The organism is Pseudomonas sp. Z003-0.4C(8344-21) (assembly GCF_900104975.1).
Taxonomy (GTDB): Bacteria; Pseudomonadota; Gammaproteobacteria; order Pseudomonadales; family Pseudomonadaceae; genus Aquipseudomonas; species Aquipseudomonas granadensis.
Genome location: NZ_LT629756.1, coordinates 105,020 through 131,132, shown reverse-complemented (window position 1 = coordinate 131,132; position 26,113 = coordinate 105,020). Strand labels below are relative to the sequence as shown.

17 protein-coding genes, 2 tRNA genes and 4 rRNA genes are annotated in these 26,113 nt (G+C 57.4%); 9 read left to right on the top strand and 14 right to left on the bottom strand.

Annotation, left to right across the window (positions count from 1 at the left end; genetic code table 11):
* Positions 1-22: 22 nt before the first annotated feature.
* The 10 genes from BLU24_RS00535 to BLU24_RS00490 all read right to left on the bottom strand — a co-directional run bounded on the left by BLU24_RS00535 (position 23) and on the right by BLU24_RS00490 (position 9,875).
* On the bottom strand, positions 23-1,984 hold the full coding sequence (locus BLU24_RS00535) for a DUF7844 domain-containing protein (protein ID WP_093096128.1): 1,962 nt from the start codon (positions 1,982-1,984) through the stop codon (positions 23-25).
* A complete protein-coding gene (locus BLU24_RS00530) occupies positions 1,981-2,301 on the bottom strand; it encodes a DUF2388 domain-containing protein (protein WP_093096124.1) in 321 nt (106 codons plus the stop codon). Before BLU24_RS00530 ends, BLU24_RS00535 begins: the two co-directional genes overlap by 4 nt.
* A 27-nt stretch (positions 2,302-2,328) precedes the next feature.
* A complete protein-coding gene (locus BLU24_RS00525) occupies positions 2,329-2,646 on the bottom strand; it encodes a DUF2388 domain-containing protein (protein WP_090288037.1) in 318 nt (105 codons plus the stop codon).
* A gap of 108 nt (positions 2,647-2,754) precedes the next feature.
* Entirely contained in the window at positions 2,755-3,072 is a 318-nt protein-coding gene (locus BLU24_RS00520) for a DUF2388 domain-containing protein (RefSeq protein WP_093096118.1), read from the bottom strand.
* A gap of 333 nt (positions 3,073-3,405) precedes the next feature.
* On the bottom strand, positions 3,406-3,621 hold the full coding sequence (locus BLU24_RS00515; RefSeq protein ID WP_007911656.1) for a DUF1127 domain-containing protein: 216 nt from the start codon (positions 3,619-3,621) through the stop codon (positions 3,406-3,408).
* Positions 3,622-3,942: 321 nt separating this feature from the next.
* Positions 3,943-5,436, bottom strand: coding sequence for an acetyl-CoA hydrolase/transferase family protein (locus BLU24_RS00510; RefSeq protein ID WP_093096112.1), 1,494 nt, complete (start codon positions 5,434-5,436; stop codon positions 3,943-3,945).
* A gap of 214 nt (positions 5,437-5,650) precedes the next feature.
* Positions 5,651-7,084 (bottom strand): NAD(P)(+) transhydrogenase (Re/Si-specific) subunit beta, encoded by a 1,434-nt coding sequence (locus BLU24_RS00505; RefSeq protein WP_093096108.1) that lies wholly within the window; start codon positions 7,082-7,084, stop codon positions 5,651-5,653.
* Complete coding sequence (locus BLU24_RS00500; RefSeq protein ID WP_003220416.1) at positions 7,084-7,404, bottom strand: NAD(P) transhydrogenase subunit alpha; 321 nt, start codon at positions 7,402-7,404, stop codon at positions 7,084-7,086. The genes BLU24_RS00505 and BLU24_RS00500 overlap by 1 nt, the downstream gene beginning before the upstream one ends.
* Before the next feature lie 15 nt (positions 7,405-7,419).
* Complete coding sequence (locus BLU24_RS00495; protein ID WP_093096105.1) at positions 7,420-8,541, bottom strand: Re/Si-specific NAD(P)(+) transhydrogenase subunit alpha; 1,122 nt, start codon at positions 8,539-8,541, stop codon at positions 7,420-7,422.
* A 434-nt stretch (positions 8,542-8,975) separates the two neighbouring features.
* The gene (locus BLU24_RS00490; RefSeq protein WP_093096100.1) at positions 8,976-9,875 is read right to left on the bottom strand and encodes a LysR family transcriptional regulator; all 900 of its coding nucleotides are present in this window, start codon (positions 9,873-9,875) and stop codon (positions 8,976-8,978) included.
* A 158-nt stretch (positions 9,876-10,033) separates the two neighbouring features.
* Here BLU24_RS00490 and BLU24_RS00485 point away from each other — a divergent pair, with 158 nt between their 5' ends.
* From BLU24_RS00485 to rrf (BLU24_RS00445), 8 genes are all read left to right on the top strand, one after another.
* Positions 10,034-11,215 (top strand): acyl-CoA dehydrogenase, encoded by a 1,182-nt coding sequence (locus tag BLU24_RS00485; protein WP_090288050.1) that lies wholly within the window; start codon positions 10,034-10,036, stop codon positions 11,213-11,215.
* Positions 11,216-11,227: 12 nt separating this feature from the next.
* Positions 11,228-12,448 carry a CaiB/BaiF CoA transferase family protein gene (locus tag BLU24_RS00480; protein ID WP_093096096.1) on the top strand — a complete coding sequence of 407 codons (1,221 nt, stop codon included), beginning with the start codon at positions 11,228-11,230 and terminating at the stop codon, positions 12,446-12,448.
* Positions 12,449-13,013: 565 nt separating this feature from the next.
* Positions 13,014-14,550: ribosomal RNA gene (locus BLU24_RS00470) — 16S ribosomal RNA — on the top strand.
* 123 nt (positions 14,551-14,673) lie between these two features.
* Positions 14,674-14,750 (top strand) — tRNA-Ile (locus BLU24_RS00465).
* 10 nt (positions 14,751-14,760) lie between these two features.
* A tRNA-Ala gene (locus tag BLU24_RS00460) sits at positions 14,761-14,836 on the top strand.
* A 234-nt stretch (positions 14,837-15,070) separates the two neighbouring features.
* Positions 15,071-17,964 (top strand): 23S ribosomal RNA (locus BLU24_RS00455).
* A 152-nt stretch (positions 17,965-18,116) separates the two neighbouring features.
* A 5S ribosomal RNA gene (gene rrf / locus BLU24_RS00450) occupies positions 18,117-18,232 on the top strand.
* Positions 18,233-18,337: 105 nt separating this feature from the next.
* Positions 18,338-18,453, top strand: a 5S ribosomal RNA gene (gene rrf, locus BLU24_RS00445).
* Together the 16S, 23S and 5S rRNA genes with 2 tRNA genes alongside form the textbook arrangement of a ribosomal RNA operon.
* 70 nt (positions 18,454-18,523) lie before the next feature.
* Here rrf (BLU24_RS00445) and BLU24_RS00440 read toward each other — a convergent pair.
* From BLU24_RS00440 to BLU24_RS00425, 4 genes are all read right to left on the bottom strand, one after another.
* Positions 18,524-19,702: a PepSY-associated TM helix domain-containing protein gene (locus BLU24_RS00440; RefSeq protein WP_093096092.1), complete on the bottom strand. Its 1,179-nt coding sequence runs from the start codon at positions 19,700-19,702 to the stop codon at positions 18,524-18,526.
* A gap of 78 nt (positions 19,703-19,780) precedes the next feature.
* Positions 19,781-22,285, bottom strand: a complete 2,505-nt coding sequence (locus tag BLU24_RS00435) for a TonB-dependent siderophore receptor (protein ID WP_093096089.1) — start codon at positions 22,283-22,285, stop codon at positions 19,781-19,783.
* A gap of 87 nt (positions 22,286-22,372) precedes the next feature.
* Positions 22,373-23,374: a FecR domain-containing protein gene (locus tag BLU24_RS00430; protein ID WP_093096084.1), complete on the bottom strand. Its 1,002-nt coding sequence runs from the start codon at positions 23,372-23,374 to the stop codon at positions 22,373-22,375.
* Positions 23,374-23,874: a sigma-70 family RNA polymerase sigma factor gene (locus tag BLU24_RS00425; RefSeq protein WP_093096080.1), complete on the bottom strand. Its 501-nt coding sequence runs from the start codon at positions 23,872-23,874 to the stop codon at positions 23,374-23,376. Before BLU24_RS00425 ends, BLU24_RS00430 begins: the two co-directional genes overlap by 1 nt.
* A gap of 311 nt (positions 23,875-24,185) precedes the next feature.
* On the opposite strand from BLU24_RS00425, the gene BLU24_RS00420 reads away from it, so the two are divergent.
* A complete protein-coding gene (locus BLU24_RS00420) occupies positions 24,186-26,066 on the top strand; it encodes a methyl-accepting chemotaxis protein (protein WP_093096076.1) in 1,881 nt (626 codons plus the stop codon).
* Positions 26,067-26,113 lie beyond the last annotated feature (47 nt).

Sequence of the window (26,113 nt, the reverse complement as noted above, 5' to 3'; positions counted from 1 at the left end):
GTGTTCTGAAGCCTTTTTGTTTTCAGGGCAGTTCAAGCCCGCCCGAAGCCTTGTGCAGTTTGCGCAGATGCTCGCCGATCTGCTTTACGTTGGCTTCGCTGGCGGCGATTTCCGCGGCGCGCTTGGGCTCCAGCAACTTGCGCACCTCCGTATCCAGATCGCCAGAGAGGGCCAGCAGCTTTTTCTGCCGCTGACTGCTTTCCGCTTCGAGCTGGCCGAACTCGCTCGGCTGCGGCAGGCCGTAACCCTTGGCATCGAGCAATTCCGCCGGCCGACTGAGGAAGCCGCTGTTGGCGAGAATTTCCTGCAGGGTAGCGTTGGCCTTGTCCATGCCGCCGTTTTCCAGCTCGCGGGCGCCGAGGTAACGCTGCTTGACCTCGTCCTGCGCCAGCAACAACTGACGACGGAAACTCGCCTGTTCGAGCAGCAGCAACGCCGCACTGGTGCGCAAGTCGGCACGCTCGAACCACTCGCGACGCTTTTCGGCGGACAGCGATAGCCATTCTTCAACGGTGTTCTGTTTGATCGGCAACTGCTTCTTCAACACGTCGAACATGGCCTGGTAGCGGTCACGGAACGAGTCGAAACGATAGCCCAGGCGCAACGCCTCTTTCGGATCATCGAGTACGCTGGTATCAGCCAGATCTCGGCCCTTGAGCACTTCCAGCAAACCGTTGGGCATGATGCTGTCGAGACCGACCAGTTGCGCGTTGTTACTGCCACTGCGCAGCAACTTCAGGCCTTCAACCGCGCAGTTGTTGGACAGGAAGAAGTAGTTCCCGTCGTAGCTCCAGTGCATTTCGGCGGCGTGTTCGACCACGCCTTCGATTTCCTTACGGGACAGCTTCAGCGGCACCGAAGCAAGGCTGCGCAATTCGGTCTTGGTGTATTCGTCGATCACTTGTGCCAGAGGCAATACGAACAGCCGCGACGGGTATTTGCCGACCAGTCCGTCCCAGCTCGACAGTTGCACGTCGCCGACGAAGGCGCGGTACGACAGCACCAGATGCTGGTCCAGATCGAGGCGGCAATCCGGCCCGCGCGGGCGGCCCGGTGCACAGATGACCAGACGCAACATACTGTGGCCCCAGCGGCTGACCCAGTTCTGATTGGCCTCGGCCAGCAGGTAATCGACGGCGTAAACCCGTTCCGGATCGACCTGCCCCAACGGTTGCTTGGCAAAGTCGTTGCCGGCATTGAGAAAGGCGAAGGTTTTGCTGCAGGTGTCTTTGGCCTCCGGCGCCCAGCCGAAGTGGTCGCGGTAATAGCGGTACAGCGCCGGTCGGCGGCAGGCGTAACTCGAGTCGAGGAGGAAATACTCCATGTTGACCGCGACGAATTCCTTGGGGCTCGATACTTCGTAGAGATCAGGGCTGCGGGCGATCTGCCGGTTATGTTGCTCGCGCTCCCCCCGGCGGCCGACGTATTGCTGCCAGCCGGCCAGATCAAGCAGCCGCGGATCATCACTTAGGGTGAAGCGCCGGCCATTCTGTCCGCGACACTCATCCGGGATGCCGATCAGCCCGGCACTGTCGAAGCGCCGGGTGCAGCGCTGGATCAGCGTGCGCTCGGCATCCGGCCAGAGGCGGGCGCGGTCATAGATGTGGGTGATTTCATGCAGCACAGTGGCCAGCAGTTCCTGACGCACAGTGCCATGGGGGCGATTGGTTTTTTCTTTGGCGGCGCTGCCGTCCGTCAGCCCGGAGAGCAGTCTTCGATTCAGATCGAGCTCAGCCACCAGCGTGGCTTGGCCGTAGGCGTTGGCGGGCATGTCGTCGGTCCAGCCAACGTCGATACGCCGATCCAGCCGCTCGATGAAACTCGGCGGCAACTTGTGCATGGCCTCATCGATCAGCGCCTGGCTGGCCTGTTGTTCGGCGGGGCTCAAACCGTCGGTCTTGAGCCGTAATTGCAGGCTGGCGTGAGCGCTGTTGCCGATCAGCAACAACGCCCCGGCCAGCAGCCAGGCGCCAACGGACTTCACAGTGCGAGGATGGCTTCAGCGAGCACCTGATCACTGGCGTCGCGCGCTTCCGGCACGCGCGTGCGCAAGGTGTTGATGGCAGCTTCCAGGTGCGCGCCACGGATATTCCCGTTGGTGGCGACGAAACTGGCGGCGTCGTCATGGGCTTCGCGGATGATTTTAGAATCGCGAATCGAGGTCGTGGTATCGGAGGTGAAATCAATGGTGCGCTGGGAGGCACGGACAATGATGTTACTGGTGGCTACCAGGGTTTGCGCCTGAGCCACGTCGGCCAACAAAAACAGGCCAAGGGCGGCAGCAATCAGCGGGCTACGCATGGAACGACTCCGAAAGGGACAAGATAACTATTGGACGAGAATTGCTTCCGCCAGTTCAAGGTCGCTGGCATGAAGTTTTGGCCGGTTTTTGCGCAGGTAATGCAGCGCGGATTCCAGCCGGGCGCCTCGCCATTCACCATCACTGGCAACGAAGGCTGCCGCGTCATCGTGAGCGGCGAGCAGCAGTTTACGGTCGAACGGCGCGGAAGACACCATGCTGGTCGCGTAAGCGCTGACAACGGTGCCTTGGGTAGAGGCATTGAACGCGTCGAAGGCGCCGGCCGATGTCGCCCAGCAGGCGGTTAAAAAAGCAGAGCAGATGAGCGGATTGGAAAGAAAGCGCATGGGACTCGACAACTGTTAACGAGCCTGAAGGCTAGCGCAAAAGCCCGGGCCAGAGCCAGCGTTGAAACATCGGGACACGGCTGGCGTGTCCCGCAATGCTTGAGGCGTTTACAGCGTCAGGATGGCCTGGGCCAGTTGCGCATCGCTCGCTTCCAGCTGCGGCGCCTGATGACGGATGTGATCCAGCGCGCTTTCCAGTTTCACCCCGCGGATATCGCCCTGGCTGGCAACGAAGCTTGCCGCGTCATCGCGAGCGGCGAGAACGATCTTGTCGTCACGGAAGGAAGAGGTGACGTCGGAGGTCGCGTCCGAGGACGCTTTGAGAGCACCGACGAGGGAGTCGGTGGTCACGATGAAGCTGGTGGCGCTGGCGTTGGCAGCTACGGCCAGCAGGGCTGCGGCGCTGAGCAGACGAAGACGGGTCATGTAGAACTCCTTTGGATAAACCGTAGTGAGAGGTGGCTCGGTATCTGAGGAGTCAGACGCCAGATGCTTAACGTTCGCCACGTTCTGTGTGGATATTAGGCTGCCGCACGGGATTCGCCCAGTGATGGCCACCGCTGCGTCTATCGATACGCGTAACTGTACCGTTGAATATCAGGTTTTTGAGAATTGTACTGGTTCGACCAGAAAACATCCGTCTGGAGGTTTTTTGAGCGCTGAAACGACAAAACCCGTCGTGGTTTCCCACGACGGGTTCTGCTTGTTCAATTCGGGTTGCTGGCGGTGGGTCTTGGCGACCAGAGCCAGCGACGCTGCTTAGCGCCAGAACGGCTTGCTCAGCTCTTCGTAGCGTTGTGCTTCGCTGATACCGGCGTCGGCCAGCAGACGCGAATCCAGACGAGCCAGTTGATGGCGGCTGGAGATGCGGCGCTGCCACAACATCAGGTTGGCGATAACGCGCAGAGGCAGGGAAGCCTGGGTGTTTACAGCTTTGTCTTCGAAGAACAGTTCGGAACTGAGTGTACGTTCCATGGTTGACATCCTTCCGCTTGTGGCGGGATCAGGTAGTGGTTTGACTGGTGCCCATGATCCTCTCGTTTGCCTAGGCTCTCTAGATACAGTTGCACTGTATTGTGAGTGACCAGTTAACTGTTTATAGAGGGTGTACGGGTCAAAATCGAGCAAACTGTACCTGTCTGCACTCATGTGGTGCGTTTTGGCTCGATTGCACGGGTGGTGTAGGAGATTACTGTCGGAAAAAACCAGTACAGCAGTACAGTTTTTGACAATTGCAGAGGGTTTGCCAATGTCGGCTGGCGCAAACTGTGTTTGCACCAGCGAGCATCTGTGTGATTACACCGCGAGCATGCGCCCGGTTTCTTCCAGATTCATGTGCCAGCTCAGGGCTTCACGCAGGATGTGCGGGGTGTGACCGCCGATTGCACAGGCGGCGGTGAAATAATCGTTCAGCGCCGGGCGGAAGTCCGGGTGCACACAGTTATCGATGATCACGCGCGCGCGTTCACGGGGTGCAAGACCGCGCAGATCCGCCAGGCCAATCTCGGTGACCAGAATGTCGACATCATGCTCGGTGTGATCGACGTGGCTGACCATCGGCACCACGCTGGAAATCGCGCCGCCCTTGGCGATCGATTTGGTCACGAACACCGCCAGATGCGCGTTACGCGCGAAGTCGCCGGAGCCGCCGATGCCGTTCATCATCCGTGTGCCGCAGACGTGGGTGGAGTTGACGTTGCCGTAGATATCGAACTCCAGCGCCGTGTTGATACCGATGATGCCCAGACGCCGCACCACTTCCGGGTGGTTGGAGATCTCCTGCGGACGCAGGATCAGCTTGTCCTTGTACTTTTCCAGATTGCCGAACACATCGCTGTTACGGCGCTCTGACAGGGTAATCGAACTGCCCGAGGCGAAGCTCAGCTTGCCAGCATCGATCAGGTCGAAGGTCGAGTCCTGCAGCACCTCGGAGTACATGGTCAGATCTTCGAAAGGCGAGTCGATCAGGCCGCACATCACCGCGTTGGCGATATTACCGATCCCGGCCTGCAGCGGGCCGAGCTTGTTGGTCATGCGACCGGCGTCGACTTCCTGTTTGAAGAAGGTGATCAGGTGTTCAGCAATGGCGTTGGTATCAACGTCGGGTGTGGATACCGTCGACGGCGAATCCGACTGCTGGGTGATGACGATGGCGACGATTTTCTCCGGTGGGATCGGAATCGCCGTGCTACCGATGCGGTCGTCGACCTTTACCAGTGGAATCGGCGTGCGAGTCGGACGGTAGGTCGGGATATAGATGTCGTGCAGACCTTCGAGGTTGGCGTTGTGCGCCAGGTTGATCTCAACGATCACTTGTTTGGCGAAAATTGCGAAGCTCGCCGAGTTGCCGACCGAAGTGGTCGGCACGATGTGCCCCTGTTCGGTGATGGCCACGGCTTCGATTACCGCGATGTCCGGCAGCTTCAGTTGCTGATTGCGCAATTGCTCGACGGTTTCCGACAGGTGCTGATCGATGAACATCACCTGGCCGGCATTGATCGCCTTGCGCAAGGTGCTGTCGACCTGGAACGGCATGCGCCGCGACAGCACGCCGGCTTCGGTCAGTTGCTTGTCGAGGTCGTTGCCCAGGCTGGCGCCGGTCATCAAGGTGATCTGCAGCGGCGTGACCTTGGCCCGCTCGGCCAGTGCGTGAGGAACGGCCTTGGCTTCGCCGGCGCGGGTGAAGCCGCTCATGCCGACGGTCATGCCGTCCTCAATCAGAGCAGCGGCGTCGGCAGCGCTCATCACTTTATCCAACAACGAAGGCAGGCGAATACGGTCACGGTACATGGATTATTATCTCGGGCAACGAGTAGCAGGATGCGCAGTCTAGTGAATTTGACGGGCGCCTGTCCCGCTACCAAGGTCGCAAACGAGGCGTCTATTTCGCGGGTTTCAAGTAAAACACCGTTACCGGATCTGCAACAACGCGGCAAATTGTCCGGTGTTTCGCGCAAACAAAAACGCCCCGACAAGTCGGGGCGTTCGCTATTGAAGCGGTGGATTACTCGACCGCTTTGACCATGTCTTCGATGACTTTCTTTGCATCGCCGAAAACCATCATGGTCTTGTCCAGATAGAACAGTTCGTTGTCCAGACCGGCGTAGCCGCTGGCCATCGAGCGCTTGTTGACGATGATGGTCTTGGCCTTGAACGCCTCGAGAATCGGCATGCCGGCAATCGGCGATTTCGGATCGTTCTTCGCGGCCGGGTTGACCACGTCGTTCGCGCCGAGCACCAGTACCACGTCGGCCTGACCAAACTCGGAGTTAATGTCCTCCATCTCGAACACCTGATCGTAAGGCACTTCGGCCTCGGCGAGCAGCACGTTCATATGCCCCGGCATCCGCCCGGCCACCGGGTGGATCGCGTATTTCACAGTCACGCCACGGTGAGTCAGCTTCTCGGTCAGCTCCTTCAGCGCATGCTGGGCCCGCGCTACTGCCAGACCATAGCCCGGAACGATGATCACGGTATCGGCGTTGGTCAGCAGGAAAGTGGCGTCATCAGCCGAGCCGGATTTCACCGGGCGTGCTTCTTTGGCGCCGGCCGGGCCCGCATCCGCCGTGTTGCCAAAACCGCCGAGCAGTACATTGAAGAAGGAGCGGTTCATCGCCTTGCACATGATGTAAGAGAGGATCGCCCCGCTCGAACCCACCAGGGAACCGGCAATGATCAGCATCGAGTTGTTCAGCGAAAACCCGATACCCGCCGCCGCCCAGCCCGAATAACTGTTGAGCATCGACACCACCACCGGCATGTCGGCGCCGCCGATCGGGATGATGATCAGCACGCCCATCACGAACGCCAGTGCCAGCATCAGCGCGAACGCGGTGAGGTTGCCCGTGAACATGAAGGTCAGGCCGAGTGCCAGCGTCGCCAGACCCAACACGGCGTTGAGCTTGTGCTGACCGGCGAACTGTACCGGTGCGCCCTGAAACAGGCGGAACTTGTATTTGCCCGAGAGCTTGCCGAAGGCGATCACCGAACCGGAGAAGGTGATCGCACCGATGGCTGCACCGAGGAACAGCTCCAGACGGTTGCCCGCCGGAATCGCGTCGCCCAACTGTTTGACGATACCCAGCGACTGCGGCTCAACCACGGCGGCAATCGCAATGAATACCGCCGCGAGGCCGATCATGCTGTGCATGAACGCCACCAGTTCCGGCATCTTGGTCATTTCAACGCGTTTGGCCATGATCGAACCGGCGGTACCGCCGACCAGCAAACCGACGATCACGTAACCGATGCCGGCAGTGGCAAGCTCAGCGCCCAACTTATAGATGAGGCCAACCGTGGTGATGATTGCCAGCGCCATGCCGAGCATGCCGAACAGGTTGCCGCGCCGCGAAGTGGTCGGGTGCGACAGGCCTTTGAGGGCCTGGATAAAGCAGATCGACGCGATCAGGTAGAGCGTCGTCACGAGATTCATGCTCATTACTTCGGCGCCTCTTCTTTTGCTTTAGGGGCTTTCTTCTTGAACATCTCAAGCATGCGACGGGTGACCAGGAAGCCACCGAAGACGTTGACCGCCGCCAGTGCCACGGCCAGCGTGCCCATGGTTTTGCCCAGCGGGGTGACGGTCAGTGCGGCGGCGAGCATGGCGCCGACGATGACGATCGCCGAGATCGCGTTGGTGACTGCCATCAACGGCGTGTGCAGTGCAGGCGTAACGTTCCAGACCACGTGGTAACCGACATAAATCGCCAGCACGAAGATGATCAGGTTGTAGATACCGGGGGAGATAAGCTCTTCCATCGTCTGAATCCCTGCTTAGGCGTTTTTGCGGATGACTTGGCCGTCGCGGCACATCAGGCACGCGGCGACGATGTCGTCTTCGAGGTTGACGTCGAACTGGCCTTCCTTGGTGAACACCAGCTTGAGGAAGTCCAGCAGGTTGCGCGCGTACAGTGCCGAGGCGTCGGCAGCCACTTCACCGGCGAGATTGGTCGGGCCGACAATGGTCACGCCGTTCTCAACCACGACCTGATCGGCCACGGTCAGTGGGCAGTTGCCACCCTGAGCGGCGGCGAGATCGATGACTACCGAACCCGGTTTCATCTGCGCCACGGTTTCCGCGCTGAGCAGCGTCGGTGCCTTGCGGCCCGGAATCAGCGCGGTGGTGATGACGATATCCGCTTGTTTGGCGCGCTCATGCACGGCCTGGGCCTGACGCTGCATCCAGCTCGCCGGCATCGGCCGCGCATAACCACCGACACCGACCGCGCATTCGCGTTCTTCATCGGTCTCGTAAGGCACGTCAACGAACTTGGCGCCGAGGGATTCGATCTGCTCTTTTACCGCCGGACGCACGTCAGACGCTTCGATCACCGCACCCAGACGTTTCGCCGTGGCAATCGCCTGCAACCCGGCCACGCCAGCGCCGAGAATCAGCACGCGCGCCGCTTTCACGGTGCCCGCAGCGGTCATCAGCATCGGCATGAAGCGGGGATAGTAGTGAGCGGCCAGCAATACCGCTTTGTAGCCGGCAATGTTCGCCTGCGACGACAACACATCGAGACTCTGAGCGCGTGAGGTGCGCGGCGCCGCTTCCAGGGCGAATGCGGTAATCCCGCACTCGGCCATTTTGGCGATGGTTTCGTTGTTGAACGGGTTGAGCATGCCAACCAGCACGGTGCCACGCTTGATCAGCGTCAGTTCGGCGTCGCTCGGGGCGACCACTTTCAGAATCAGCTCGGCGCCAAACGCATCATTGGCACTGCCAATGGTTGCGCCTGCCGCTTCATAGGCACTGTCGACGACGCTGGCTTTGATGCCGGCGCCGCTTTGCACAGTGACCTTATGACCTTGGCTGATCAGCTTCTTGATGGTTTCCGGCGTTGCAGCAACCCGTGTTTCACCGGTCTGGGTTTCGAGAGGAACACCAATGTGCACGTCAAATCTCCTGCGTGATCTTATTGAGTAAACCCAGGCACTGCGGATGGTGCGACTGGGGCGGCCGATCAGCACGATCCCGCCAAATCAGGGCGGGGCGCGGCATTTTGCAGGCGAACTTTATGCCCTTCAAGGGATTATGACGGGTGACGGAAAATTAACTACAAGTCATCCCGTGACCGAATGTCGCAGATGGCCAGTTGAATCCCGTGCAGGGCGTGCCCTGCAAGGATTCTGGCTGAATATTGAAAAATTTCTGATAGGTGACGTGAATAGGCAGCAATGTGTCGCCAATGAAGGCTCAAAGCCACGTCCTACGGAGCTTGTGGGACGTCTGTACGACTTTCGGATACAGTCGTTGAAATAGCGACAAATACTTATATCTGTAGGGCTTTGATTTTCCTGACTACGGGGTTAGCAATTGCTGGGAGCCGCTATTCTTCTAGGCTGTAGCTCTGCGCTTGGTGTAACAGCCAGTCACGAAATGCCTTAAGTGACGCCGATTCGACCTTCCGCTCCGGAATCATCAGGTAATAAGCCTTGATGCTGGAAAGTGCCTGGTGATTGGCGATCACTAAACGTTTCTCCGCCAGCTCTCGTTGAATCAGGAAGGGTGGAATCAGCGCGATGCCCATGTCGTGCATAGCCGCTTGGGCGAGCATTGAGAATAGCTCGTAGCGTGGGCCTGTCATGTCGCGGGAAATATTCAGCTGTTGCGAGTTGAACCACTGACGCCAGGCGTAGGGGCGGGTGGTCTGTTGCAGCAACGGCAATTGGGCGATGGCATCAGCGCTCAGATGTGTTCGGTTGCCGAGGAGGTCGGGGCTGCACACTGGCATCGGATTCTCGCCCATCAGTCTGTGGGATTCAGTGCCGGACCAATCAGCATCGCCGAAGTAGATCGCCGCATCGAATTGCGTATCGGCAAACAGGAACGGACGGGTACGGTTGGTCAGGTTGACCGTGACTTGCGGGTGCTTGTGTTGAAAATCCTTCAAGCGCGGCAACAGCCATTGCGTGCCGAACGTCGGCACTACCGCCAGTTCGATCACATTGGCGCCTTGCTGCCCCATGACCGACAGGGTGTCACGCTCGACGGCATCGAGTTGCGTCGCGACCCGACGACTGTAGGAAAGCCCCGCCTCGGTCAGTTTTACTCCGCGCCGCGAGCGTCGGAACAGTTCGACGCTGAGGAAGTCCTCGAGGCTGGCGATCTGTCGGCAAATGGCGCCTTGAGTGAGGGAAAGTTCTTCCGCAGCCCGGGTAAAGCTCTCATGGCGAGCGGCTGCTTCGAAGCTGATCAGGGCCGCGGTGCTGGGTATCTTCCTGCGCATGTACGCCAACCTCACTAATACGTCGCACAAAAGGCTGTTCGCGACGTTTCGGAGTGAGAAATTAGCACAACAGGATGCGAAATCCTCGTTTGCCGGGACGACGAACCACGCCTAGGATCATTGCCACGTTAATTCAGTCGATTTGCGAGGACACACTCATGGGCGGTAAAGCTAGTTTCAACTGGATCGATCCCCTGCTGCTGGATCAACAGCTCACCGAAGAAGAGCGCATGATCCGCGACACCGCCGAGCAGTTCGCTCAGCAAAGTCTCGCGCCGCGTGTCCTTGAAGCTTTCCGCCATGAAAAAACCGACCCGGCGATTTTCCGCGAAATGGGCGAAGTGGGTTTGTTGGGCGCAACCATTCCCGAGCAGTACGGTGGCAGCGGCCTGAACTACGTCAGCTACGGCTTGATCGCTCGTGAAGTGGAGCGTGTCGACTCCGGCTACCGTTCGATGATGAGTGTGCAGTCCTCATTGGTGATGGTGCCGATCAACGAATTCGGTACCGAAGCCCAGAAACAGAAGTACCTGCCGAAACTGGCGTCCGGAGAATGGATCGGCTGCTTTGGTCTGACCGAGCCGAACCATGGCTCTGATCCCGGCGCGATGATCACCCGTGCGCGTAAAGTCGACGGCGGCTACAGCCTGACTGGCGCGAAAATGTGGATCACCAACAGCCCGATCGCCGACGTGTTCGTGGTCTGGGCGAAAGACGATGCCGGCGACATCCGTGGCTTCGTCCTGGAAAAAGGCTGGAAAGGCCTGAGTGCTCCCGCGATTCACGGCAAGGTCGGGCTGCGTGCATCGATCACCGGTGAGATCGTCATGGACAACGTGTTTGTGCCGGAAGAAAACATCTTCCCGGACGTGCGCGGTCTGAAAGGCCCGTTCACTTGCCTCAACTCCGCGCGTTATGGCATTTCCTGGGGTGCTCTGGGGGCTGCCGAATTCTGCTGGCACACCGCTCGCCAGTACACTATGGATCGCCAGCAATTCGGTCGCCCATTGGCCGCAACCCAGCTGGTACAGAAGAAGCTTGCCGACATGCAGACCGAGATCACCCTGGCTCTGCAAGGTTGTCTGCGTCTGGGGCGGATGAAGGATGAAGGCACGGCGGCGGTCGAGATCACCTCGATCATGAAGCGCAATTCGTGCGGCAAGTCGCTGGACATCGCTCGCATGGCTCGCGACATGCTCGGCGGCAATGGAATCTCCGATGAGTTCGGCGTCGCTCGCCACTTGGTCAACCTGGAAGTGGTGAACACCTATGAAGGTACTCATGACGTTCACGCGCTGATCCTCGGGCGTGCGCAAACCGGCCTGCAGGCGTTCTATTAAAGGAGAGCGACCATGGGCGCGCTGTCACATCTGCGGGTACTGGATTTGTCGCGAGTGCTGGCCGGACCGTGGGCCGGGCAGATTCTCGCCGACCTTGGCGCCGAGGTGATCAAGGTCGAGCGTCCGGGCAATGGCGACGACACGCGCGCCTGGGGGCCGCCGTTCCTTAAGGACGCCTACGGCGAGAATACGTCGGAAGCGGCTTATTACCTGTCCGCCAACCGCAACAAACAATCGGTAACCATCGATTTCACCCGTGCCGAGGGGCAAAAGCTGGTACGCGAGCTGGCGGCGAAGTCCGACATTCTGATCGAGAACTTCAAGGTCGGCGGTCTGGCGGCCTATGGCCTTGACTATGAGTCGTTGAGGGCGATCAATCCGAACCTCATCTACTGCTCGATCACCGGGTTTGGCCAGACCGGCCCTTATGCCAGGCGCGCCGGTTACGACTTCATGATTCAGGGCTTGGGCGGGCTGATGAGCCTGACCGGTCGTCCTGAAGAGGATGAAGGCGCCGGGCCGGTGAAAGTCGGTGTGGCGCTGACAGACATTCTCACCGGGCTGTATTCGACGGTGGCGATTCTGGCGGCGCTGGCGCATCGGGATCACGACGGCGGTGGTCAGCACATCGACATGGCATTGCTGGATGTTCAGGTCGCTTGTCTGGCGAACCAGGCGATGAACTACCTGACAACGGGCAGTGCGCCCAAGCGCCTGGGCAACGCGCATCCGAATATCGTGCCTTATCAGGATTTTCCTACCGCTGACGGCGACTTCATTCTTACCGTCGGCAATGACGGGCAGTTCCGCAAGTTTGCCGACGTGGCCGGGCAGCCGCAGTGGGCAGATGATCCGCGTTTTACGACCAACAAACTGCGCGTGGCTAACCGAGCGGTGCTGATTCCATTGATTCGCCAAGCGACCGTGTTCAAAACTACCGCCGAGTGGGTTGCTCAGCTTGAGCAAGCCGGCGTGCCCTGCGGGCCGATCAATGATCTGTCGCAAGTGTTTGAGGATCCGCAGGTAAAGGCACGCGGACTGGCGATCGAGTTACCCCATGCATTGGCGGGGATGGTGCCTCAGGTGGCTAGTCCTATCCGTATGTCGCAGACGCCTGTCGAATATCGTCACGCGCCACCGTTATTGGGCGAGCATACGCTTGAAGTGCTGCAGCGAGTGCTGGGCCTGGGGGCGGGTGCGGTGGCTGATTTGAAGGTGGCCGGAGTGCTGTGATGATTCCTTCTATATAGAAGGAATCGGTTTTGATCGTTTTTTGATCGGTCTGCAAGTAATTGAATAAAAAGCGAAATTAACGGTTGACGGCGAATTTCAGATGTCTATAATTCGCCCCACTTCCGGCGCAGTCGAAACGGAAAACTCCTTGAGATTCAACGAGTTAAGTAGGTTTCGGCGGTAAGTGGCTTCAGTTCATCGAAGCTCGAAAGGGAGTTGAAAAAGAGGTGTTGACAGCAGCGTGTAACGCTGTAGAATTCGCCTCCCGCTGACGAGAGATCGGAAGCGCAAGTGGTTGAAGTTGTTGAAGAAATCTTCGAAAGCTTCTGAAAATAATCACTTGACAGCAAATGAGGCTGCTGTAGAATGCGCGCCTCGGTTGAGACGAAAGATCTTAACCAACCGCTCTTTAACAACTGAATCAAGCAATTCGTGTGGGTGCTTGTGGAGTCAGACTGATAGTCAACAAGATTATCAGCATCACAAGTTACTCCGCGAGAAATCAAAGATGTAACCAACGATTGCTGAGCCAAGTTTAGGGTTTCTTAAAAACCCAAAGATGTTTGAACTGAAGAGTTTGATCATGGCTCAGATTGAACGCTGGCGGCAGGCCTAACACATGCAAGTCGAGCGGATGAAGGGAGCTTGCTCCTGGATTCAGCGGCGGACGGGTGAGTAATGCCTAGGAATCTGCCTGGTAGTGGGGGACAACGTTTCGAAAGGAACGCTAATACCGCATACGTCCTACGGGAGAAAGCAGGGGACCTTCGGGCCTTGCGCTATCAGATGAGCCTAGGTCGGATTAGCTAGTTGGTGAGGTAATGGCTCACCAAGGCGACGATCCGTAACTGGTCTGAGAGGATGATCAGTCACACTGGAACTGAGACACGGTCCAGACTCCTACGGGAGGCAGCAGTGGGGAATATTGGACAATGGGCGAAAGCCTGATCCAGCCATGCCGCGTGTGTGAAGAAGGTCTTCGGATTGTAAAGCACTTTAAGTTGGGAGGAAGGGTTGTAGATTAATACTCTGCAATTTTGACGTTACCGACAGAATAAGCACCGGCTAACTCTGTGCCAGCAGCCGCGGTAATACAGAGGGTGCAAGCGTTAATCGGAATTACTGGGCGTAAAGCGCGCGTAGGTGGTTCGTTAAGTTGGATGTGAAATCCCCGGGCTCAACCTGGGAACTGCATTCAAAACTGTCGAGCTAGAGTATGGTAGAGGGTGGTGGAATTTCCTGTGTAGCGGTGAAATGCGTAGATATAGGAAGGAACACCAGTGGCGAAGGCGACCACCTGGACTGATACTGACACTGAGGTGCGAAAGCGTGGGGAGCAAACAGGATTAGATACCCTGGTAGTCCACGCCGTAAACGATGTCAACTAGCCGTTGGGAGCCTTGAGCTCTTAGTGGCGCAGCTAACGCATTAAGTTGACCGCCTGGGGAGTACGGCCGCAAGGTTAAAACTCAAATGAATTGACGGGGGCCCGCACAAGCGGTGGAGCATGTGGTTTAATTCGAAGCAACGCGAAGAACCTTACCAGGCCTTGACATCCAATGAACTTTCCAGAGATGGATTGGTGCCTTCGGGAACATTGAGACAGGTGCTGCATGGCTGTCGTCAGCTCGTGTCGTGAGATGTTGGGTTAAGTCCCGTAACGAGCGCAACCCTTGTCCTTAGTTACCAGCACGTTATGGTGGGCACTCTAAGGAGACTGCCGGTGACAAACCGGAGGAAGGTGGGGATGACGTCAAGTCATCATGGCCCTTACGGCCTGGGCTACACACGTGCTACAATGGTCGGTACAAAGGGTTGCCAAGCCGCGAGGTGGAGCTAATCCCATAAAACCGATCGTAGTCCGGATCGCAGTCTGCAACTCGACTGCGTGAAGTCGGAATCGCTAGTAATCGTGAATCAGAATGTCACGGTGAATACGTTCCCGGGCCTTGTACACACCGCCCGTCACACCATGGGAGTGGGTTGCACCAGAAGTAGCTAGTCTAACCTTCGGGAGGACGGTTACCACGGTGTGATTCATGACTGGGGTGAAGTCGTAACAAGGTAGCCGTAGGGGAACCTGCGGCTGGATCACCTCCTTAATCGACGACATCAGCTGCTCCATGAGCTCCCACACGAATTGCTTGATTCATTGAAGAAGACGATAGAAGCAGCTTTAAGCTCCAAGCTGATAGCTCCAGGCTAACAGTTACGCGCTCGAAATTGGGTCTGTAGCTCAGTTGGTTAGAGCGCACCCCTGATAAGGGTGAGGTCGGCAGTTCGAATCTGCCCAGACCCACCAATTTTGTTATGGGGCCATAGCTCAGCTGGGAGAGCGCCTGCCTTGCACGCAGGAGGTCAGCGGTTCGATCCCGCTTGGCTCCACCATATAAACTGCTTCTGAAAGCTTAGAAATGAATATTCCGAGAGAATATTGATTTCTAGTCTTTTGATTAGATCGTTCTTTAAAAATTTGGGTATGTGATAGAAAGATAGACTGAACGTTACTTTCACTGGTAACGGATCAGGCTAAGGTAAAATTTGTGAGTTCTCTTAATTGAGAAATTCGAATTTTCGGCGAATGTCGTCTTCACAGTATAACCAGATTGCTTGGGGTTATATGGTCAAGTGAAGAAGCGCATACGGTGGATGCCTTGGCAGTCAGAGGCGATGAAAGACGTGGTAGCCTGCGAAAAGCTTCGGGGAGTCGGCAAACAGACTTTGATCCGGAGATGTCTGAATGGGGGAACCCAGCCATCACAAGATGGTTATCTTGTACTGAATACATAGGTGCAAGAGGCGAACCAGGGGAACTGAAACATCTAAGTACCCTGAGGAAAAGAAATCAACCGAGATTCCCTTAGTAGTGGCGAGCGAACGGGGACTAGCCCTTAAGTGGCTTTGAGATTAGCGGAACGCTCTGGAAAGTGCGGCCATAGTGGGTGATAGCCCTGTACGCGAAAATCTCTTAGTCATGAAATCGAGTAGGACGGAGCACGAGAAACTTTGTCTGAACATGGGGGGACCATCCTCCAAGGCTAAATACTACTGACTGACCGATAGTGAACTAGTACCGTGAGGGAAAGGCGAAAAGAACCCCGGAGAGGGGAGTGAAATAGATCCTGAAACCGTATGCGTACAAGCAGTGGGAGCCCACTTTGTTGGGTGACTGCGTACCTTTTGTATAATGGGTCAGCGACTTATTTTCAGTGGCGAGCTTAACCGAATAGGGGAGGCGTAGCGAAAGCGAGTCTTAATAGGGCGTCTAGTCGCTGGGAATAGACCCGAAACCGGGCGATCTATCCATGGGCAGGTTGAAGGTTAGGTAACACTGACTGGAGGACCGAACCGACTACCGTTGAAAAGTTAGCGGATGACCTGTGGATCGGAGTGAAAGGCTAATCAAGCTCGGAGATAGCTGGTTCTCCTCGAAAGCTATTTAGGTAGCGCCTCATGTATCACTGTAGGGGGTAGAGCACTGTTTCGGCTAGGGGGTCATCCCGACTTACCAAACCGATGCAAACTCCGAATACCTACAAGTGCCGAGCATGGGAGACACACGGCGGGTGCTAACGTCCGTCGTGAAAAGGGAAACAACCCAGACCGTCAGCTAAGGTCCCAAAGTTATGGTTAAGTGGGAAACGATGTGGGAAGGCTTAGACAGCTAGGAGGTTGGCTTAGAAGCAGCCACCCTTTAAAGAAAGCGTAATAGCTCACTAGTCGAGTCGGCCTGCGCGGAAGATGTAACGGGGCTCAAACCATACACCGAAGCTACGGGTATCATCTTAGGATGATGCGGTAGAGGAGCGTTCTGTAAGCCTGTGAAGGTGAGTTGAGAAGCTTGCTGGAGGTATCAGAAGTGCGAATGCTGACATGAGTAACGACAATGGGTGTGAAAAACACCCACGCCGAAAGACCAAGGTTTCCTGCGCAACGTTAATCGACGCAGGGTTAGTCGGTCCCTAAGGCGAGGCTGAAAAGCGTAGTCGATGGAAAACAGGTTAATATTCCTGTACTTCTGGTTATTGCGATGGAGGGACGGAGAAGGCTAGGCCAGCTTGGCGTTGGTTGTCCAAGTTTAAGGTGGTAGGCTGAGATCTTAGGTAAATCCGGGATCTTAAGGCCGAGAGCTGATGACGAGTTACCCTTTGGGTGACGAAGTGGTTGATGCCATGCTTCCAAGAAAAGCTTCTAAGCTTCAGGTAACCAGGAACCGTACCCCAAACCGACACAGGTGGTTGGGTAGAGAATACCAAGGCGCTTGAGAGAACTCGGGTGAAGGAACTAGGCAAAATGGCACCGTAACTTCGGGAGAAGGTGCGCCGGTGAGGGTGAAGGACTTGCTCCGTAAGCTCATGCCGGTCGAAGATACCAGGCCGCTGCGACTGTTTATTAAAAACACAGCACTCTGCAAACACGAAAGTGGACGTATAGGGTGTGACGCCTGCCCGGTGCCGGAAGGTTAATTGATGGGGTTAGCTAACGCGAAGCTCTTGATCGAAGCCCCGGTAAACGGCGGCCGTAACTATAACGGTCCTAAGGTAGCGAAATTCCTTGTCGGGTAAGTTCCGACCTGCACGAATGGCGTAACGATGGCGGCGCTGTCTCCACCCGAGACTCAGTGAAATTGAAATCGCTGTGAAGATGCAGTGTATCCGCGGCTAGACGGAAAGACCCCGTGAACCTTTACTATAGCTTTGCACTGGACTTTGAATTTGCTTGTGTAGGATAGGTGGGAGGCTTTGAAGCGTGGACGCCAGTTCGCGTGGAGCCATCCTTGAAATACCACCCTGGCAACTTTGAGGTTCTAACTCAGGTCCGTTATCCGGATCGAGGACAGTGTATGGTGGGTAGTTTGACTGGGGCGGTCTCCTCCTAAAGAGTAACGGAGGAGTACGAAGGTGCGCTCAGACCGGTCGGAAATCGGTCGTAGAGTATAAAGGCAAAAGCGCGCTTGACTGCGAGACAGACACGTCGAGCAGGTACGAAAGTAGGTCTTAGTGATCCGGTGGTTCTGTATGGAAGGGCCATCGCTCAACGGATAAAAGGTACTCCGGGGATAACAGGCTGATACCGCCCAAGAGTTCATATCGACGGCGGTGTTTGGCACCTCGATGTCGGCTCATCACATCCTGGGGCTGAAGCCGGTCCCAAGGGTATGGCTGTTCGCCATTTAAAGTGGTACGCGAGCTGGGTTTAGAACGTCGTGAGACAGTTCGGTCCCTATCTGCCGTGGACGTTTGAGATTTGAGAGGGGCTGCTCCTAGTACGAGAGGACCGGAGTGGACGAACCTCTGGTGTTCCGGTTGTCACGCCAGTGGCATTGCCGGGTAGCTATGTTCGGGAAAGATAACCGCTGAAAGCATCTAAGCGGGAAACTTGCCTCAAGATGAGATCTCACTGGAACCTTGAGTTCCCTGAAGGGCCGTCGAAGACTACGACGTTGATAGGTTGGGTGTGTAAGCGCTGTGAGGCGTTGAGCTAACCAATACTAATTGCCCGTGAGGCTTGACCATATAACACCCAAGCAATTTGCGTCGAACAGACCAGATTGCGGTGTGTGAAGACGAAACGAACCGAAAGTTCGATGTTCACAAAACACCGACAGCTGTCACATACCCAATTTGCTGAAGCGAGGCCATCTGGTCACGAGTCAGTACCCGAATTTCTTGACGACCATAGAGCGTTGGAACCACCTGATCCCATCCCGAACTCAGCAGTGAAACGATGCATCGCCGATGGTAGTGTGGGGTTTCCCCATGTGAGAGTAGGTCATCGTCAAGATTAAATTCCGAAACCCCAATTGCGAAAGCAGTTGGGGTTTTGTTTTAGTAGAAGTTCCTGTTTTTGCTGGCTTGTTACCGTGTTGACGGGCCAGATAAAGAATTTCTTGACGACCATAGAACATTGGAACCACCTGATCCCATCCCGAACTCAGCAGTGAAACGATGTATCGCCGATGGTAGTGTGGGGTTTCCCCATGTGAGAGTAGGTCATCGTCAAGATTCAATTCCGAAACCCCAATTGCGAAAGCAATTGGGGTTTTGTCTTTTCCGCAACCCGGAAACTCAATGATCAAACGGGGCGGCGTGCCTTACTGATGCGTCGAGCCTGCCATTTGCGCCACCAGATATAGACGCCGGTGACCGACAAGCCTGCAATCATGACGCCTAACACTGCGATGATGATTTGCCCGGTAACCCCGAAAATCCGTCCGCCATGTATCGGAAGTTGCAATCGGTAGAACTGCTCGCCCAACGTTCCCTGTCCCGCTATCTCCTGCCCTAACAATCGACCGTCAGTACCATGAAAGAACAGCCAGGATTTGCCATGCGCTTCGGTGTCATGTTGCCCGAATCCGGCACCGTAAAAGTTGTATTCAAAGCTGTAATACAGTTCACCAATCGGTGCTGTCAGCCCTAGCCTTTTTCCTTCTTGCAACGCCCTTTCGTATGCCTGTTGATAACTGAACTGCGTCGCGCCCAGTTCATCTACGGGCATTCGTCCTCGCGCCTCGTAGACGCTCGGCTCTATCGACGAAAATAACGACACTGCAGGCTTGAACACCTGGCTCGGCAAGTTCATGGCCACGCTGCTGACTGCGATCGGCAGCAGCAACAACCACAGCCATAATCCCCCGGCGCGGTGCAGATCGAAGTTGAGCCGATAAGCGTGTCCGCCCTTTACTTTCCAGGCAGTCGACCACTTCTTCCAGAATGGCTTTCCCCGCGGCAACGTCAGCCAGAGGGCAACGAAACAATCGATCACCCAGGCAACCGCCACCAAGCCCATCAACCACAATCCCCAATTGCCTGGCAACGTCAGGTTGTAGTGGAACTCGAGAATGAACGGGATGAGATTCTCCCGTTGAAAACAGCATTCGCCCCAATAGCGCTGACCCTTCTGCTCGGCGTTCACCGGATCCAGATAGAACACCTGATTGCGCTCATCGTATGGCTTGCCGGTCGCCGGGTTATTGCGCGCAACTGCGGCCAGCAACGCCGTATGGCCGACCTCGTCTGGATACTCCATGTACCAGACTTGCAGCGTCGGATGTGCCTTCTGTACAGCGCCAACCAAATCACCGGGAGGCAATCGCTCGCCCACTGCAGACGCCGCATAAAATTGCGGATTCAACCACTCGTCCAGCTCATGATTGAACGCCAGAATGCTGCCCGTCAGTCCGGCCAGCAACAAAAAGACCGCCGTCGCCAAACCGATATAGCGGTGCAACAACACGAGAAAAGCACGCATGAGAAACCCCCTGCAAAAACGACGAAGCCAGCGCCTGATAGCTCAGGCGCTGGCTTTTTTCATGCACGAAACAAATGGTTAGAACTGGTAGCTGACCGTCGCCGCGACATTGCGCTCTTCGCCCATGTAGCAGAAGTTCAGGCTGGCACAGGAAGCCACATAGGATTCGTTGGTCAGGTTGTTTGCATTCAGGCGTACGTCGACGCCTTTCAAACCGACCTTGCCCAAGTCATAACCAATCGAGGCATCGAACAACGTATAGGAAGGCACCTTCAGGGTGTTCTCCGCATCGGCCCAGCTGTAGCCGACATAACGAACCCCACCACCCAGGCGCAAGCCATCGAGTGCGGCACTGTCGAATTTATAGTCCGCCCACAACGAGGCCATGTGCCGCGGCGCCTGGGTCGGTGAGTTGCCCTTGTTCTCGATAACGTCGGTTGAGGTGCTCAGGGTGCTGATCATCGACTTCGAATACTCGATGTCGGTAAAGGTGTAACTGCCGAGGAGTTTGAGGTTGTCGGTCAGTTGCGTGTGCGCTTCCAGTTCCAACCCCTGGGAGCGAACAGCCCCTACCGCGCGGTAGAAGTTTTCCTGCGGCAGCTTGGTCGCGAGGTTCTCCTGATCGATGCGAAACAGCGATGCAGTAAACAGGTTGTCGGTGCCCGGCGGCTGATACTTCAAGCCGATTTCCCATTGCGTGCCGTCGGTCGGTGCCAGCGGATTGCCGGCGCTGTCGGCGTAGGAGTTCGGGTTAAACGATTCCGAGTAGCTGATATACGGCGCCAGGCCGTTTTCGAACAGATACAGCGCACCGGCGCGACCCGTCAGTTTGGTGCGTCGATCGTTGATCTCGGTGCCGGCAGGGCGTCCTGCTTCGGCGATGCGGTTTTCGTCAGATGTCTCGACCCAGTCCTGACGCAGGCCCAGTGAGAAACGCCACTGGTCCATCTCGATCAGGTCTTGCAGGTAAACCCCGGTCTGCTCCAGGCGTCGCAGATAACTGGTCTCGCCGTACATATCGATGGCCGAGTTGCCGTACATCGGATTGAAGGCGTTGATCGGAGCAAGACCGCCGCTGGTCCAGTCGACCACGGTTTTGCGCCGCTGATAGTCAGCGCCCAGCAGCACCGTATGCTTCGTCGCACCGGTAAAAAACTCGGCCTGGAGCATGTTATCGACGATGAACGCATGCAGGCGTTCATCACCGCCAGTGTAGTAGCGGTTCAGCTCGTTACTGGTCGGCGAAGTCCAGCCATAGGCGTAGACCTGATCCATGTTTACCTTGGAATCGAGGTAGCGGAAGTTCTGGCGCGCGGTGAAGACGTCGTTGAAGCGATGCTCGAACTGATACCCGAAGGATTGCTGGTCGCGCGAATAACCATCGATACCCGGCTCACCTTCAAAGAAATCCGTCGAGATACGCTGACCGTTGCGCTGATGGATCGTGCCATCCGCCGGCACGCCGCCATGGTAGCCGCCATCCGGGTCGTGTTGCAGATAAGCCTGCAGTGTCAGCGAGGTGTCTTCGCTGAAGTCGATGCTGAGGGTCGGCGCCAGGGCGTAGCGCTTTTCCTTGTTGTGGTCGAATTGCGTGTCGGAGCGATCCGTTAAACCGGTCAGACGATAGGCAATGCGCTTGTCGTCATCGACCGGGCCGCTGAAGTCAAAACCGAACCCGCGTTGCCCCTGATTACCCACCGTGGCCTGTACTTGATGATAGGCCTCGTACAGCGGCTTCTTGCTCGTCAGCGCGACCAGACCGCCGGGTGAGCTGCGGCCATACAACACCGAAGACGGGCCTTTGAGAATGTCCACTCGCTCGAGGAAATACGGGTCGACTTGCAGGGTGCTGTAAGTACCGCTGTCACCCATCGACTTGAGACCGTCCAGATAAATGTTGTCCACCGAGCCATCGTTGAAACCGCGCATCGCCACGTAGTCGTAACGATGAGTCGCGCCATACGGATTGGTCAGCACGCCCGGGGCGTAGCGCATGGCCTGAGAGACGGTCTGTGAGCCTTGGTCATCCATTTGCTCGCGCGTGACCACGGACACGCTTTGCGAAGTCTCGAGCAATGCGGTACTGGTTTTGGTGGCGATCTGGCTGTGAGTAGCGTTGTAGCCCGCCATGCTGCCCAGCGCGTTGCCGAGGGCGAAGCCTTTGATGTCGGTGGTCGGCAGGGCCAGCGCTTCGCTCTCGGCGTGCGGGCGCAGGATGTAGCGGCTGCCATCCTGGCTGACCGCTTCCAGACCCGAGCCGCCGAGCAAATGGCTCAGCGCCTGATCGGTGGAATATTCGCCCCGAACCCCCGGTGAGTGGCGGCCCTGAGTCTGTTGCGGGGTCATCGACAAAGTGATGCCCGCCTGACGCGCAAACTGATTCAGCGCCTCGTCCAGCGGCCCCGCAGCGACGTCATAGCGCGGGCTGACCGCACCGGCAGTGACGTCGGCAGCGAGGCTCACGCCTGGCAATACACCCACACTCAGCGCGGTAGAAAACAGCGCGGCGCGAACGGCGTGCTGCAGCAGGCTCGATTCAATGGTGAAATTCAGAGAGTTCTTACAGTGGGCGCGGACAGTCATTGTGGGTTTCCGTAGGAAGTCGCAAACGCTTGGATTGAAGTGCTTACTGACTAAGCCGAAGCCCTTGCGAAAACCCGCCAAAAAATTTCACACCGCACGTTCCACGTTTACCCACCAGCGTGTCCGGTAGCGCAATTGCACCGGCAGGGTCTGCGGCAGTACCGCCAGCAGTTTGTCCGTGTCCTCCAGTCGGAACACCCCGGACAGGCGCAGGTCTGCTATCTGCGCTGCGCAATTGAGCACACCCTGACGGTAGCGCCCGACTTCATTGAGGAAATCACCGAGGCGCATATAGCGCGTGACGATCAAACCGTCGACCCACGCGCCGGCGTCCATATCCGGTGCCGGCACCGGGCGAATCTGCAGGTGGTCGATGCGGTAGCTCTGGCCGGCGACGGCTTCGACCGAATTACCGCCGGAAACAATGGCAACGCGGCCGCTGGTCACAGTGAGCCGGCTGCAATCGTTGTCCTGACGCAGAATGAAGCGAGCGCCAATGGGCGCATACGTAGCGTGACGGCTTTGCACGCGCAGCGGGCGATCGAACGGCGCGCCTTCGTCGGAGCCGCCACAACTGACGATGATCTCGCCGCGAGTGAGTTTGATCAGGCGCTGCTGCGTCGTGTAATGCAGGTCCACCGCGCTGGCGGTGTTGAGCTCGATGCGCGTGCCATCGGGTAATTGAAAACCGCGCTGCTCACCGGTCGCGGTGGCGTAATCGGCGCTCCATTGCTGCCAGGCCCCGCTGTCCTTGGCCAGCCACGCGGCGGAGCCCAACAGCAATGCGCCTGAGAGCAACTTCAAGGCCTGCCGCCGGCCGAGACCTTGCGCACTGTTTTCTAGCGTATTGAACGCCACTTGTGCGCCGGGCACCGCACGAAGGTTGCTGCTCAGTTCGGCTTGCAGCGACTGCACACGCTGCCAGGCCAGTTCGTGTTCATGATGTTCGGCCCGCCATTGTTCGCACTGGCGACTCAGCCGTGGATTGCCGTGGTTGTTGCGCAGGCGCAGCAGCCAGTGAATGGCTTGTTTGACTACCTGCGGTGGCGGCTCGGCGCGGCGGCCAAGTGCAGCGTTGTCCAGCGGCATCAGTGCGCGTACCGCAAGACATAACAGTGATACAGCGCTTCGGCAACGTAGCGTTCCACCGAGCGCAACGATAGCCCCATCTGCTCGGCGATCTGCTTGTGGGTCAGACCTTCGCACTGCGCCAGCAGAAAGGCCTGACGGACCTTCGGTTTCAGTCCTTCAAGCATGCGCGCGATGCTTTCCAGCAGTTCGATGATCAGGGCGCGGGCTTCGCTGCCTGGCGTTTCGGCTTCGGGCAAATGGGCGATGGTTTCCAGGTACGCACGCTCGATTTCTTCGCGGCGCCAGTGATCGATCACCAAGCCACGAGCGATGGTGCGCAGGAACGCGCGAGGGGCTTTGAGCTCCAGGCGTTCGCTGCGTTGCAGCAGGCGGACGAAGGTGTCCTGTGCCAGATCCGCCGCATCCGCTGCGTTGCCCAGCCGCACGCGCAGCCAGGTGTTGAGCCAGCCGTGATGACAACGATAAAGCGTCTGTACCGCAAACTCGGGGGAGGACATGAACGCGACAGCCCGGACGTCACAAATGATAATTAGTCGCATTGTCTTCAAGGATCGCAGAGTTTGCAACCGCTGCTCACGCAGCGCGCGGAAAAATCTTCCCTCAGCCGCTCTGGCCCGCCGTTCGGCGGGAATCCGACAGAAACGCGATCCATTTCCAACGCAACCCTAAGATTTCTCCCACGCGTGCCGACAGACTGGTGAGACATGCGTGCACCAAAGTAGAGCGGCCGGAAGAACGCTGCCTGCGCTGTACATGGAATGTTGCATCCGGAACGCATCCCCACTTTTGGCATAAGAAGTCCCATGAAATGAATTTAAAGTTCAGCCATAAAATTCTACTGGCCGCCTCGGGCGTCGTGGTCCTGGCGTTCGCGCTGTTCACGCTCTACAACGACTATCTGCAGCGAAGCACCATTCGCCAGAACCTTCAGTCTTCCGTTCAGCAGGCCGGTGATCTGACCGCCAGCAGCGTGCAGAACTGGATGAGCGGGCGGATTCTGGTGCTGGAAAACCTCGCGCAGAACGTCGCTCATCAGGGCAAGGACGCCGATCTGCCGGGGCTGGTCGATCAGCCGGCCTTCACCTCGAATTTCCAGTTCACCTATGTTGGCCAGGCCAACGGTGTGTTTACCCAACGCCCGGACGCGAAGATGCCGGACGGCTACGATCCGCGTCAGCGCCCCTGGTACAAGCAAGCGGTGGTCGCGGATAAAACCATGCTGACCCCGCCGTACATGGCCGCGGTTGGCGGGCTGGTAGTGACGATTGCCATGCCGGTGAAGAAGAACGGTGAATTGCTCGGCGTGGTCGGTGGCGACCTGAGCCTGGAAACCCTGGTCAAGATCATCAACTCGGTGGACTTCGGAGGCCTTGGCCATGCGTTCCTGGTCAGCGCTGACGGTCAGGTGATCGTCAGCCCGGAAAAGGATCAGGTCATGAAAAACCTGAAAGACATCTACCCGAACACCAGCGTGCGCATCGAGAAGGGCAACCAGAACGTCGTGCTCAACGGCGAGGAGCGGATTCTGTCGTTCACCCCGGTCAACGACCTGCCGAATGCGCAGTGGTACATCGGTCTGTCGATCGATCACGACAAAGCCTACGCGGCGCTCAGCCAATTCCGCACCTCGGCGCTGATCGCGATGTTTGTCGCCGTGGCCGCGATTGCGTTGCTGTTGAGTCTGTTGATCAACGTCTTGATGCGACCGCTGACCACCATGGGCCGTGCGATGCAGGACATCGCTCAGGGCGAAGGCGATCTGACTCGACGCCTCTCGGTAGAAAGCAAAGACGAATTTGGCGAACTGGGCAGTGCCTTCAACCAATTCGTTGAACGGATTCACGCGTCGATTTCCGAAGTGTCCTCGGCCACCCGTCATGTGCATGACTTGTCGCAACGGGTCATGGCCTCGTCGAACGCCTCGATCGTCGGCTCTGACGAACAAAGCGCGCGCACCAACAGCGTCGCGGCTGCCATCAATCAATTGGGTGCTGCCACCCAGGAGATCGCCCGCAACGCTGCCGATGCTTCGCAACACGCCAGCGGCGCCAGCGAGCAGGCGGATGACGGGCGTCAGGTGGTCGAGCAGACGATTCAAGCGATGACCGAGCTGTCGCAGAAGATCAGTCTGTCGTGCACGCAGATCGAAACCCTCAATGCGAGCACCGACAACATCGGCCACATTCTCGATGTGATCAAAGGCATTTCGCAGCAGACCAATCTGCTGGCGCTCAACGCGGCGATCGAAGCGGCGCGTGCCGGTGAGGCCGGGCGTGGTTTTGCGGTCGTGGCGGACGAGGTGCGTAACCTTGCCCATCGCACTCAGGAATCGGCGGAAGAGATCCACAAGATGATCACTTCGCTGCAGGTCGGCTCGCGTGAAGCGGTGACCACGATGAATGCCAGTCAGGCGTCCAGCGAGCAGAGCGTGGAAGTGGCCAATCAGGCCGGTTTGCGCCTGGTCAGCGTGACCCAGCGCATCGGCGAAATCGACGGCATGAACCAGTCCGTGGCCGCGGCCACGGAAGAGCAGACCGCCGTGGTCGAAACCCTCAACGTCGACGTCAACCAGATCAACCTGCTGAACCAGCAAAGCGTGGCCAACCTCAACGAGACGTTGAAGGATTGTGATGCGTTGTCGCAGCAGGCCAACCGGTTGAAGCAGTTGGTGGACAGCTTCAAGATCTGATAGCGGTTTGTCAGACCGCGTTATCGTTCAATCGCGGGCAAGCCCGC

Coding starts and splice junctions, on each gene's coding strand:
- BLU24_RS00515 (WP_007911656.1), bottom strand. CDS start 3,621: ATGGAACGTACACTCAGTTCCGAACTGTTCTTCGAAGACAAAGCTGTA.
- BLU24_RS00440 (WP_093096092.1), bottom strand. CDS start 19,702: ATGCGTGCTTTTCTCGTGTTGTTGCACCGCTATATCGGTTTGGCGACG.
- BLU24_RS00485 (WP_090288050.1), top strand. CDS start 10,034: ATGGGCGGTAAAGCTAGTTTCAACTGGATCGATCCCCTGCTGCTGGAT.
- BLU24_RS00420 (WP_093096076.1), top strand. CDS start 24,186: ATGAATTTAAAGTTCAGCCATAAAATTCTACTGGCCGCCTCGGGCGTC.
- BLU24_RS00525 (WP_090288037.1), bottom strand. CDS start 2,646: ATGCGCTTTCTTTCCAATCCGCTCATCTGCTCTGCTTTTTTAACCGCC.
- BLU24_RS00500 (WP_003220416.1), bottom strand. CDS start 7,404: ATGGAAGAGCTTATCTCCCCCGGTATCTACAACCTGATCATCTTCGTG.
- BLU24_RS00425 (WP_093096080.1), bottom strand. CDS start 23,874: ATGTCCTCCCCCGAGTTTGCGGTACAGACGCTTTATCGTTGTCATCAC.
- BLU24_RS00505 (WP_093096108.1), bottom strand. CDS start 7,084: ATGAGCATGAATCTCGTGACGACGCTCTACCTGATCGCGTCGATCTGC.
- BLU24_RS00480 (WP_093096096.1), top strand. CDS start 11,228: ATGGGCGCGCTGTCACATCTGCGGGTACTGGATTTGTCGCGAGTGCTG.
- BLU24_RS00530 (WP_093096124.1), bottom strand. CDS start 2,301: ATGCGTAGCCCGCTGATTGCTGCCGCCCTTGGCCTGTTTTTGTTGGCC.
- BLU24_RS00520 (WP_093096118.1), bottom strand. CDS start 3,072: ATGACCCGTCTTCGTCTGCTCAGCGCCGCAGCCCTGCTGGCCGTAGCT.
- BLU24_RS00490 (WP_093096100.1), bottom strand. CDS start 9,875: ATGCGCAGGAAGATACCCAGCACCGCGGCCCTGATCAGCTTCGAAGCA.
- BLU24_RS00430 (WP_093096084.1), bottom strand. CDS start 23,374: ATGCCGCTGGACAACGCTGCACTTGGCCGCCGCGCCGAGCCGCCACCG.
- BLU24_RS00435 (WP_093096089.1), bottom strand. CDS start 22,285: ATGACTGTCCGCGCCCACTGTAAGAACTCTCTGAATTTCACCATTGAA.
- BLU24_RS00510 (WP_093096112.1), bottom strand. CDS start 5,436: ATGTACCGTGACCGTATTCGCCTGCCTTCGTTGTTGGATAAAGTGATG.